Here is a 12058-nt window from a genome sequence, read left to right as displayed (position 1 = left end):
GAACGTATCGCCGTTCCATCACTCGCGGGTGTCCGCGCTCTCCATACCCCCCGACTTGGCGGGCGTTCCTGCCCCCAAGACCCCTGACCATTCCATGGCGACGACTTCATCGAGGCCGGGAAGGGAGCTCTCGCGCTTCCCTTGCCATGGTCCCATCCCATCGACCAGGAGCCTTCGTGCCCATTGGAACCTTGACCAGGAGTGACACTTCCGCTTTCCCTCCATGGACTTCCCATCGACCAACCCTGCGTCGATTGGATGCCGCCAGCGCGTCGGCGCTGAAGCCGCTGAGTTCGTGGACAAAAGCAAAAATGGATACACATTCGTGTGTCCCTTGGCTACACTCCTGTTATGAAAACCAAGGATGTGGGACTGCGGATTCGCGTCGAGCGCGATCTCCGAGACGAGTTCCTGGAAGCGTGCCGGTTACAGGACCGGCCAGCTGCTCAGGTGCTCCGGGAGTTCATGCGGACGTATGTCGCCGAGCACAACGCTGACAAGCAGCCGAGTTTGTTCCCGCCCGAAACAATAACAAAGGGCCGCTGACGTAGCTATGGGAAAACCCATCAAAAACGAAGCGCCGATCGAGCGTGTAGAGACTCAGAGCCCAGACTTGCGGGAAGAGCTGCTGGCCCGGCGGCATTCCACGGATACGCTGGACGTGAGTTATCGTGTGGTCACCAACGCGAGCCAGTCACCGAGCGGTGGGGTGTAAGTATGGTTTCTGCCCCCGCCAAAGCGCTGGAGACGGACGAGCTGAGCCTCTCGCTCGATGCGTTCGTCCGGTCAATCGGCGTCAGGCGGGCGGCACAGCATGCGCTCTTCCTAGGGGCGGGAGCATCGGTCAGCTCAGGCATCCCGTCCGCGCAGGCATGTATCTGGGAATGGAAACGCGACCTCTTCCTCACCAACAATCCGGGCCTTGAAGAGCAGTTCACGGAGCTATCGCTGCCCGGCGTGCAGCGGCACATCCAGCAGTGGCTGGACACGCAAGGCACCTATCCGCAGGAAGGCGCGGACAATGAATACGGCTTCTATATCCGCGCCTGTTTTCCGATTCCCGACGACCGCCGCGCCTTCTTTCAGGAGAAGGTGCGCGGGGCGCAGCCGCATATCGGCTATCGGCTTCTTTGCCATCTCGCCAAGGCCGACCTGATCCGCTCGGTCTGGTCCACAAATTTCGACGGGCTGCCCGCACGCGCCGCCGCGAATTTCAGTCTCACGCCGTTCGAGGTCGGGATCGACACTCAGGGCCGCGCTGCCCGTCCCGCGAACGCAGGCGAGTTGCTGTGCGTCTCGCTGCATGGCGACTACCGCTACGATGACCTCAAGAACACACCAGACGAACTACAGCGGCAGGAAGCAGCCTTGCGGGCCGCGCTGATCGACGAGCTGCGACAGAGGACGCTTATCGTCTGTGGCTACAGCGGGCGCGACCACTCCATCATGGAGGCGCTTCAGGCTGCCTGCGCAGAGCCGGGTACGGGCGCACTGTACTGGTGCGGCTTCGGCGACGGCGAGGTTCCCGAGCCGGTGGCCCGCCTGATCGCTCACGCGAGAGCGCACGGCAGGCAAGTCTTTTATGTTCCCACGCTCGGCTTCGATGACTTGATGACCCGGCTTGCTCTCTATTGCCTTGAGGGTGAGCGGCGCGAGGCCGCGCGCAAGGACGTTGCCGCGCTTGCCCCCAACGATCTTCTCGCTCGCCAGCCGTTTCAGGTGGCGGAGCATCGCGCGAATACCCTCATCAAGAGTAACGCCTTCGAGATCGATTGCCCGGCGGAGGTGCTTTCGTTCGACCTCAAGGCTTGGCCGTCAGAGAAAGTCTGGTCATGGGTACGGGAGCAGACCGGCGCGCGCCCGGTCGTCGCCGTGCCCTTCAAGGGGAAGATCCTCGCTCTAGGCACGGTGGACGATATCAAGGATTGCTTCGGCGAAAACATCAAGGGGCCGGTAGAGAGAACGCCGGTCACGCCCTACGAGCTGCGCTACGAGGACGGCGCAATTGTCGGTCTGATGCGCGAGGCTCTCGTGCGCTCTATGGCGAATGCCGCCGGGGTCGAGACGGACGGCCAGTCCGAGCTTTGGCTGAAAGCGCCGCTCAAGAGGGTGCGGCAGGACAATGTTCAGTGTCATGCGCATGAATCCGTTATCATTTTCCTGCGCCGCGTCGGCGGTACGCAGTACGTCGTCCTCAAGCCGTCAATCAGGGTTCTAGACCAGAGCGGAGCGGAAGTGCCCTATGAGGTTGCCGGACCCGTGAAGCTTAGAATTCTCGGCTACCAGCACAACAAACCGTTCAACACTGCCATGAATAAATGGCGCCGCTTACTTTTTCCCAAAGACAAGCCGTGCTCTTTCGAGTTCCCGACTGACGCGGGATCGAGCTTCAAGTTTCGCGCCCGACGTGCGCCGGTCTTCGCGCAGATCGGCCTGCCGCACGGCGGCCCTTCAGCCAACATCACGCAGAACCTGCAATCCCTCATCAAGTACAAGGGGCTTCAGCTGGCGGAGCCGACGCTTCTGTTCTGCGACAAGCAGGGAACAGGGACGAACACCGACACGCATCCCGTGCGCGGCCTCGCGGCGAACCGTCCTTTTGATTACCCGCTCACGCTCAAGGGGCTTGCTCCGTCGCTGCGCGTCGGCGTCATCTGTCCGCGCTCCGAAGCCCGGCTGGTGCGCGGCTACCTTCAGAAGGCCAATCAGGGGCATCGTCCCGCCGATTCAGAGCGCGATTACCTTGTTGACTTTCCGGGGTTCCAGCAGGCCTACGGCCTGCCCATCGAGATTCCCGAGCCCGGCGCGCTGGGCTGGGCTCTCTGCGCCGAGCCGTCCAACACCGGCGGGCACACGGGGCAGGGGCCGCTGTCCGTCGCGCAGCATATCACCGGCGCTATTGAGGCGCTGCGTTCCTCCTATGCACCGCATGTCGTGCTCGCTTTCTTCCCGCGCCGCTGGGATCATCTGCGCGGCTACCGGGACGAGCACGAGCGCTTCGACGTGCATGATTTCGTGAAGGCCTACGCTGTCCAGCGCGGGGTCGCGACGCAGTTCCTGACCGAAGATACGCTCTCGGATACCCAGCAGTGCCGGGTGTGGTGGTGGCTCTCGCTTGCCCTCTATGTCAAAGGGATACGCACCCCCTGGGTCCTGAGCGGCCTTGACGAAGACGCGGCCTATGTCGGGCTTGGCTTCAGCATCGACCGCAACGCCGCAAAGGGCAATCACGTCGTCCTGGGTTGCAGCCACATCTACAGCGCGCGCGGCGAGGGCCTGCAATACCGGCTCAGCAAGGTCGAGAACCCGATCATGCGGGGCAAGAACCCCTTCATGTCGCGGGATGATGCGCGGCGCGCCGGAGAGACAATCCGGCAGCTCTTCTTCGATACGCGCATGAAGCTCCCCCGGCGCGTCGTGCTACACAAGCGCACGCCGTTCTTGAGGGACGAGCGCGAAGGCTTGCGCGACGGCCTCGGCGGCGTCGCCGCCATCGACATGCTAGAAATTGTCGAAGATCACGCCCTGCGCTACGTCGCGTCGATGCCGGGCCGTGATGGCACCATCGACGAAGACAATTACCCGGTGCGACGCGGCACCGTCATGAAGCTAGACGACTTCACGGCCTTGCTGTGGGTCCACGGCGCGACCGCCGCCGTTAATCCGAGCCTCAAGTATTTTCAAGGCAAGAGGCGGATTCCCGCGCCGCTCACGCTGCGGCGGCACGCCGGGGCAACGGCGCTCGACCAGTTAGCGGGGGAGATACTCGGCCTTTCCAAAATGAACTGGAACACGTTCGGCCTCTATACCAAATTTCCGGCGACCCTTCAGTCCTCCGGCGAAATTGCCCGCATCGGCTCCCTGCTTCAGCGCTTCGGGGCTTCCTCATACGACTACCGTTTATTTATTTAGGCGAAGCTCGCATGAAGCCCTTTTCCATACTTCACATATCTGATCTTCATCGGTCGCCTCGTGATCCGATCACGAATGATGAGCTTATCTCAGCACTTGTCGGCGACCGTGATCGCTACATCCACGAGGATCCGGCTGTCCCTGTCCCGGAAGCCGTAGTCGTTAGCGGCGACCTCATTCAGGGCGTTCCGCTCAATACTGCCGACTATGAAGCCGAACTCGCCCGGCAGTATTCTACGGCGGAAGAATTTCTGGACGAACTGGTACGCCGATTTTTGAACGGCGACCGCTCAAGGCTGATCCTCATTCCCGGCAACCATGACATCGACTGGAATACCGCGTTCGCTGCGCTTGAGCCGGTCGAGCGGAAGGACTTTCCGTCAAACCTTGCTGCGTTTATTTACGCGGAGGATTCCAAGTACCGCTGGGACTGGAAAACGTTAACGCTGTACCGCATCGCTGATCCCGCTTTGTATGCCCGGCGGCTAGAGGCGTTCTGGACGTTCTGCGAGAGGTTCTATGCGGGCGTTCCCGGTCTGCTCAAGGTCATGCCGAATGCTGACGCCAATCTGTTTAGCCTTTGCGACGGTCGGATAGGGCTTGCAGCCTTCAATTCCTGTCACGGCAATGATTGCTTCGCTTTCCACGGACTGATCCGGAAGGAAGTCGTTGCCCGGAGCCATCTCGAACTCAACGATATAGGAATGCCGTTCAACCTTCGGATCGCTGTCTGGCATCACAGCATCGAAGGCCCGCCTTACCGTACGGATTACATGGACGTGGACATCGTCCGGGGAATGATCGGCAGGGAGTTCCGTCTCGGGCTTTACGGCCACCAGCACAAGGCGCAGATCACGCCGCACCAGGTATGGCTTCCTGACCGCGAACGTATGGCGGTCGTTAGCGCTGGTTCCCTCTGCGCCGGGGCATACGAGCTACCCACGGGAGTTCATCGTCAGTACAACGTCATCGAAATTGCTCCAGATTTCCAAAGTGCGCGCATCCATGTGCGCGCCATGACTGTCGCGAACTTATTTTCGCGAGGCCATCTGATGGAGTTTGGCGGCACAAGCTTCGCCGATCTTGACTGGAAGCGGCCGAACAACGCCGCTGGGGTCAGTGTCGATGCCGATGCAGCGCGTACCCGGCAGGCGATAGAGAAAGCCGAGGCGGCGGCAAAGACTGGCGATCCGCCACGGGCGATAGATCTTCTAAAAGACATGCCCCTTCCAACGGGCAGCTATCAGCGAGAGCTTCTCTTAACTGCCGCTTCGGATGCGCAGGACTGGGGCGTCATAATCAAGGTCACCGACCCACCCGCGAGCATTCAGGAGCTGATACAGCGTGTTGAGGCTTTTGACCGATCAGGCGACCAGGAGAGTGCGGCAGATGCCCTGGACCGGTTTGCGGCTCATCTACAATTCCCGGAGGCGATGGCTTCGGAGTTGCGCAGGCGGATCAAAGCACAGAAGGCTATGAAGAAATGAGCGAAGCGTCAGAGAAAATTCCATTTGCCGTAGAGATCAGCCGCATGATCGAAGTTCTCGCGGCTCAGATTTACCCGACGCCCTTCGCCCTGTTGCGTGAGAACGTACAAAATTCCTTCGATGCGCTTTTGCTCCGCAGGCATCTGGCCCCGGCGTTCACGCCTTGCATTAACGTGATCATCGAGCCCAGACGCGTCGTGGTGTCCGATAATGGCATTGGCATGTCGCGGGAGGATTTGCGTCAACATTTCTGGCGCGCGGGGTCCAGTAGCAAGAATACGCCTGAGGCTCGCGCGGCCGGGGTTGTGGGGACCTTCGGCATCGGCGCTATGGCGAACTTCGGCTTGGCCGAGGAACTGACGGTGGAGACTGAGAGCGGCCGCACAGCGGAGCGGACGCTGTGCAAGGCGGCGCGCTCAACGCTCTCCGTGACCGAGGACTGCATCTCGTTCGATACGCTTCCCGCAACGGGAAGCCCCGGCACCACGGTCACCGCGATAATGCAGCCAGATAAGCTGATCGATGTCGCGGAAGCGGAAACCTACATAGGACAGTTTGTTGCATACCTCCCCATCCAGGTGGAGATTAACGGGAGGAATGTGAGCGGGCAGCTTATCCAAGAGTCCGTTCCCAGCCTGAAAGCCACATGGACCTGGGAGCAGAACGGCGTCGATCTAGGAGGCGGTTTTAAGGCAAACGTCGAACTCACCGGTGCTCTGAGTGGCGAGGTTCGGATCGACTTGCAAAACATCGAATCGGGCTTCCAGAGGCTTCCGGGGCGGATGGTGCTCCGGCAGGGAGAAGGCAGCCTGCGCACGTTCCGAAGCGGTTTTGGTCTCGCAACGGCGAGCGTTGCTTCGGCGTATCGTCTCGGAGGGGTTGCGGATTTCCTCTTCTTGCAGCCGACGGCCGGGCGCGAAGCGCTTACCACCGAGAGTCTGCAGCTTCTCCAAAGCCTCCTTACGCACGTAGACGAGTTCATATCTCTGCAGCTTGCAAACCGCCCGGAAAGCAACGCCAACTCATTCTTCGTTGCGTGGGCGGCAAGGAAGCGCCGGTACGACTTGTGCGGCCATCTTAGGGTCCGTATTGAGCCCGGCGACAGCGTCTCGCTTAGCGAAGTCCGCGCGCGCTCGGAGAAGTCGCCGGTGCTCGTCTATTCCGGTACGGACAGCGCGACCGTCAAGCACGCATCGGAGGACAAGCCGATCATTTTGTTGACAAAGGTCTCGCCACGCCGCGACTGCGAGATCAGCTATTTGCGACACTTTTGTAAGATCGAGGAGCTGTCCGATGATCCGAAGGTTTTGGTAATATCGCCCGAGAGTGAGATCAGCATTGCCCAGAAGGCGCTCGCCTTCAGGGTTGGATCAATCTTATCGGGTGATTATTTTCTCGAAGCACAGGTCCGTTATGGCACGATCTCGCACGGCCTGCCCGTCCTTGTCACCAGTCAAGAGCCGCCGATCGAGCTATTCCTTGATCCTCAGGGAACAACCGTCCGCCTGCTACTGGAGTTATACGACAGGGAGTACAGTGCGTTCGGCCACATGGCCAAGGATTTCGTGCGAAACATGGTTTTCCCACGGGTTTCCGACCTTGTGCCAAGCGCCACCCGCCAAGGCGCGGAGGCATTTCTCAAATCCATTCATCGGACCCGCGAGGTTTTCGAGTACGAGACGAACGATCTGGAAAGCCTGACGTCTCTATGGACCGACTATCTCGGGGGAAAACTGACATTCCAACAGGCGACAGAGCGCTCCACCAGGGTAGCCCAGCGAAGCTATCAGGTTCTCGACCGATCCGCGGCTGGAGCCGTGCGCGACGTTGTTCCGGATGTCATCAACAATGCGGCGGCGACGGAGCATCTTGACGGACCACAGCATGGCGCGCTGCCCCCGATTCAGCGGCTGGATATGAACACGGACAAGAAGCTGCTGACCATCGAGGACGGTGAGCCTCCACTCAAGGGCTATCGCTGCTTTCTCGCCATAACGAGCCGCATCCAAGAAGAGAAGGGTGACTTTTTCTTACAGCCTCACAGCACTTCGGTTGTCTGGGGAGGCCAGAAAGCGCTGTTCATATTCGAGCACCATTCCGGCGATTTTGGGCTCTACTACGATTTGCAAACGCAAAACCTGATTAGCGATATCTCGGGTGGGGGCTCGTTCGAGACATGCACCATCGTAATGAAAAACCGTATCTTCATTCCTGTGCCCCCGCCGATTCAGGCAAGCTTTCTGCCGCAGGAGAATGAAAGGAAGCGGTTCGAGGTACGGTGCGACATTCTCCACACCGACTGAGAGTTTCTCGTCCGGCATTGCCGGACGAGGCTCTACTCGCGCCGCCTGCTGCCTCGCTCACGGAGCCGCATAACCGTCTCGGCCATCCGGTAACGATCCCTCGCGCCAGAAATTCCGGCCACCCTGACGGCTGGCGCTTCCCTTTCTGTTTAAGGGCCTGCGACCCCGACCCCCGTCAAGACCAAGCGCGCGGGGTATCGCGCTCTCGACCGACGAGATGCACGGGATCATCGACAAGACGATGCAGTTGGCCCGCCACCGCATCGCGGGATGAAGCACATGGTCGGGAGCTTGACGTATGGTCGCGACACCATCCGCTACGAGGTGTGTTTCCTGGAATCCCGAAAGACTCTGTCCATCGAAGTTCATCCGGACAGCCGCGTGCTGGTGTGTGCCCCGATGGGTTGTTCACCATCTGTGATCGCCGAGCGTGTGCGGAAACGCGCCCGCTGGATCAGCCGGCAATTGGCTGAGTTCGATGGCTATCGCCTGCGGGCTCCGGCACGGCAGTACATCAGTGGTGAGTCGCACCTCTTTGGTGGAACCGTCAGCGCGAGGCCTTTCGGCTCGTCGAGGCGGTTGGAGAATGCCGGCTCCGTGCGCCTGCGGTGAGTCCGTGGGCGAGCAGCGCGAGGACGAGGTGCACGAGTACCAGCACCGGCGCGAACGGTTGATCGAGCGCAAGGCTCGCGCTCCACGCGAGCAGAAACCCCGCGAGAGCAAGGCCGAGTGACCAGCCGAGCAGGCCCCTGGCGTCGCGCGCGAGGAAACTGGCGCCCCATGCGGGCAACAGCAGCGTCGCCAGCGCCGCCGGAACGCCGAGCGCCATGCTGCCGAGGACGATCGCGCCGAGCAGCCAGGCGGCCCCGAGCACACGGTGCCAGCGTGCCGGACCGGAATGGGCGGGAACGTCGGGAAACAACTGGTGGTGCAGCCAGAGCTTCAGCAGGACCGGCCAAAATATCAGGCTGGCCAGTGCGGCGACGGCGATCGCGCGGAATTCGGTCGGCCCGACGAAGTACAACTGGCCTTCGGCCCACGATGCCGCGGCCAGACTGGCCTGAGCGAAGTTGGCAGCCAGCAGTGTTACCAGCGCGAGTCCGGCGAGGAACGCGGCCAGTGGCAGACGTTCGGCATCGCGCGTTCGGCTGATCACGGCCATCGCGGCACCGGCGACGGCAATAGCCACCGGAAGTACCGGCAGCGCGAATACCGATGCCAGTACGCCACCCGCAGCGGCCCACTGGCTCACTGCGAGCGCCTGCCAGACCGAACCGTGCAGGAACAGACCCGCACCGGCGAGGGCGAGGACGGCGGTAATCAGGATGCCCGAGGAGAAGGGTAGTGCCAGGAGTTCAAGCATGGTTCAGCGCTGGAGCAGGGTGGCCAGCGGACGGACCTCCAGCCCGAGTTCGGACAGGAACGCCGGATCGTGACTGGTGATCACCAGGGTGGTCCCGTCGGGGACGGCGCGGATGAGTTCCACCGCATCCTGGCGGACCTCGGTGTCGAGGTGGTTCGCAGGTTCGTCCAGCAGGACCAACCGCGGTGCATCGTCGCCTGCGGGAGGGTCAACTGCAACCGGGGTTGCCAGCGCGGACGCCAGGCGCAGCAGTTGCCATTGCCCACCGCTCAGCCGATCCAGCCGCCGTGGCAGCAGGACACGAATCCGTGGCCGCTCCGGCGGTGTGGTGTTCATCGCATCGAACCAGTCGAACCCGGAGAGCGGCCAGGGATGCCGCCGCGGATGATCCTGCGCCAGCAGCGTGGTGCGTGTGGCGGGCGCGAGCCGGACCGAGCCCGCGTGGAGCGAGGCCTGACCGACCAGCGCGCGCAGCAACAGCGACTTGCCCGACCCGTTCGGACCGGTCAGTGCCCAACGCGCGCCGGCCGGGATACGGACGTCCAGCGGACCCAGCACCGGCTGATCGAAACCGATCCAGGCGGCGCGGAATTCGACCAGCGTTTCAGGAGATGCCATTGAGGGACGGTCCGCGATCACTGCGACTGCAAGGCGCCCACCCAGGTCGACATCAGTTCGAGATAACCGTCCAGCGCGGCGTCGGCCGGCGGGTCCAGGGGTACGGCGGCGCGCGGCCAGCCGAGATGGCGTTCCAGGAACCGCGCGCCGCGGTCGGGCTGGAAGCCGGCATGCAGCACGACTCCCTCGGTGTTCTGCAGTTCGTCGACCAGCCGTTGCAGGTGCCGCGCGGTCGGTGGCACTCCCGGACTCGGCTCGAGATAGCCGACGACGGTGACCGGCAGCCACTCCTCCAGGTAGTCCAGGTCTTCGTGGTAGACGACGATGCGCCGCTCCTGCAGTTGTGCGGCCAGTTCTCCCGCGTGCTGCCTGAGCCGGTCGGCGGTTTGTCGGGCGCGGGTGTCGAAGTCCTCGGCCCGCTCGGGCTTCAATTGGCCCAGGCGCTCGCCGAGCGCGACCGCGACCTCGGCCATGCGCAGCGGGTCGCTGTTGAAATGCGGATTGCCCTCGGCATGCACATGACCCATCCCGGGTTCGTCCATGGTGACGGAGCGGCGTAGATGCAGGAACTCCGCCGCAATGAACCGGCCCGGACGCCCGATGTTGATCGCCGGGTTCGCGGCCCCGCGCGCCGCGGCGGGCAGCCAGCCTTCCTCCAGGCCTGCGCCCATTTCCAGCAGCAGGTCGGCGCGACGGAGTGCCGCCATGAACGACGGTCGTGCGTCCAGGTAGTGCGCGTCGCGGTCGGGCGGCGCCAATACGCGCACCGAAACGTGATCGCCGCCGATTTCGCGTGCGAGGGCGCCGAGGCTCGATGTGGTCGCGACCACGTTGAGTTCTCCCGCCGCCGGGTGGGAAAACGAGACTAAAAGTAGAAGAGTGGCGATGGCAAGCCATCGGGCGAATCTCGATGACGAGCGAATCCAGAATGTAGGTTGCATAAGGGACTCCTTGCAAAAATCGGGGAACCGCTGGACCGCCGTTCCCTGGAAGCACGGCCGGGCGTGGGGTCCGCCCGGCCGGCCTGGAGTTGGCGTCCGTCAAAAACGGTGGGCGCCGTGTGCGCCAAGGGCGACGTTGACCTGGAACAGGAACTCGAGACCCCGGTCACGTCCGTGATCGCCGGCGAAGTCGGTCTGGTTCAGCTGGGCACGCAGGAACACCGGCTCGGTCGGGCGGAACGTGAGCTGCGCGCCGTGGCGATAGGACGTGTCTTCCTTGGTGCCGCTCCCGCGGCCGAGTTCGTTGGTCAGGCCCAGGGCTTCGAGGCGCAGGCCCGCCTCCCAGCGGGGCGCGAACCCGTAGACGCCCTGCAGATAGATGCCGTCCTGCTTGTTCTTGAACGATTGCTCGTTGCGGACATGGCCGACTGGACCGCGGGCATCATCCGCGAAATTCACATCGCGCCGGTCGACGTCGATTTCCCGGTAGAAGTATTCGCCCTGCAGGCGCCAGTTGCCGTGACCGTACGCGCGCCCCGACTCGTACTTGTACACGGCGTCCAATCCGGCGAACCAGGCCGAGCCGTCCCAGTCCTCGAAGCGAGTCGAGTGTTCGTCGGTCTTCTGGAAGGTTCTTGCGTAGCCGCCCGATACGCCGAGTTGCAGCGCCTGGTCGGGTCCGAGATCCGGCCCGAACTTGGCGAAGGCGGTGATCAGGCGCGGACCCGAGGCATCGCTGAGAATGCGGTTCTGGCCGTTCAGCGCGGATTGCCGCCCCTCGTAGTTGGCGATGTTCTCGTTGGTGCCCTGGAGGAGTTCGACTCCGAACAGGGTATAGCTCTCGGTCGGGGCGAGCCAGGTCGCCTGCACTCCGGTTTCCTGCAGTCCGTGGTCGCCGAACAAGTATTCGTTCACCAACGGCCGATCGACGAAGTCCCAGTCGTGCGGATGCCGGCTGTTGATGTATCCGATGTCGGAGAGGAATTTCCCGGCCTTGATCTGCAGGCCCGCGGGCAGCGCGCGCGTGGTGAGATAGGCCTCCTCCACTTCGATGTGGTCGTCGTCAAAGCCGATCATCAGCGTGCCGTCGAGCAGGTCGCCGAGACGGGCTTCGAAGACGAGCTCCGAGTGTCCGAGGTTGAATCCCTCGTCGAACCCGTGGCTGTGTCCGTGACCATGGCCATGCCCATGACCATGCCCGTGATGGTGGCCGCCGCCGAAGCCAGCCGGATCCTCGTTGCCTTCGGTGACCGTGTTGAAGTACACGCCTTCGAGAATCACCGAGACGCTGACGCCCAGGTCGTCGTCTCCCATCTGCCACTGACTGGCGGCCAAGGTGGGAAACAGCAAGGCGGCGGAAAGCAGCCCGGCCCCTGTGCGGCGGATGATTCTGCGGGTTTGCATGGTTTCTTCTCCGTGGTTTGGGGTCGAGTG

The 12058-nt window shown here is 62.5% G+C and carries 8 protein-coding genes; 4 read left to right on the top strand and 4 right to left on the bottom strand.

Annotated elements, in window-relative coordinates; all coding sequences use genetic code 11:
* The first annotated feature begins 717 nt into the window (after positions 1–717).
* The 4 genes from THITH_RS01800 to THITH_RS19520 all read left to right on the top strand — a co-directional run bounded on the left by THITH_RS01800 (position 718) and on the right by THITH_RS19520 (position 8314).
* Positions 718–3912, top strand: a complete 3195-nt coding sequence (locus THITH_RS01800) for an SIR2 family protein (protein WP_006746222.1) — start codon at positions 718–720, stop codon at positions 3910–3912.
* 11 nt (positions 3913–3923) lie between these two features.
* On the top strand, positions 3924–5399 hold the full coding sequence (locus tag THITH_RS01795) for a metallophosphoesterase (RefSeq protein ID WP_006746223.1): 1476 nt from the start codon (positions 3924–3926) through the stop codon (positions 5397–5399).
* Positions 5396–7702 carry an ATP-binding protein gene (locus THITH_RS01790; RefSeq protein WP_006746224.1) on the top strand — a complete coding sequence of 769 codons (2307 nt, stop codon included), beginning with the start codon at positions 5396–5398 and terminating at the stop codon, positions 7700–7702. Before THITH_RS01795 ends, THITH_RS01790 begins: the two co-directional genes overlap by 4 nt.
* A gap of 270 nt (positions 7703–7972) precedes the next feature.
* A complete protein-coding gene (locus THITH_RS19520) occupies positions 7973–8314 on the top strand; it encodes a YgjP-like metallopeptidase domain-containing protein (RefSeq protein WP_332254731.1) in 342 nt (113 codons plus the stop codon).
* On the opposite strand, the gene THITH_RS01785 is transcribed toward THITH_RS19520, so the two are convergent.
* From THITH_RS01785 to THITH_RS01770, 4 genes are all read right to left on the bottom strand, one after another.
* Positions 8250–9065 (bottom strand): hypothetical protein, encoded by an 816-nt coding sequence (locus THITH_RS01785; protein ID WP_006746226.1) that lies wholly within the window; start codon positions 9063–9065, stop codon positions 8250–8252. The two genes, THITH_RS19520 and THITH_RS01785, sit on opposite strands and share 65 nt — an antisense overlap.
* A gap of 3 nt (positions 9066–9068) precedes the next feature.
* Positions 9069–9683 (bottom strand): ATP-binding cassette domain-containing protein, encoded by a 615-nt coding sequence (locus tag THITH_RS01780; RefSeq protein WP_006746227.1) that lies wholly within the window; start codon positions 9681–9683, stop codon positions 9069–9071.
* 17 nt (positions 9684–9700) lie between these two features.
* On the bottom strand, positions 9701–10624 hold the full coding sequence (locus tag THITH_RS01775; RefSeq protein ID WP_006746228.1) for a metal ABC transporter substrate-binding protein: 924 nt from the start codon (positions 10622–10624) through the stop codon (positions 9701–9703).
* Between the two features lie 99 nt (positions 10625–10723).
* Complete coding sequence (locus tag THITH_RS01770) at positions 10724–12028, bottom strand: hypothetical protein (protein ID WP_006746229.1); 1305 nt, start codon at positions 12026–12028, stop codon at positions 10724–10726.
* Between the last annotated feature and the right edge of the window lie 30 nt (positions 12029–12058).

The organism is Thioalkalivibrio paradoxus ARh 1 (assembly GCF_000227685.2).
In the GTDB taxonomy this organism is placed as follows: domain Bacteria; phylum Pseudomonadota; class Gammaproteobacteria; order Ectothiorhodospirales; family Ectothiorhodospiraceae; genus Thioalkalivibrio; species Thioalkalivibrio paradoxus.
The sequence above is the reverse complement of the archived record's forward strand: the minus strand, read 5'-3'. Positions and strand labels throughout refer to the sequence as shown.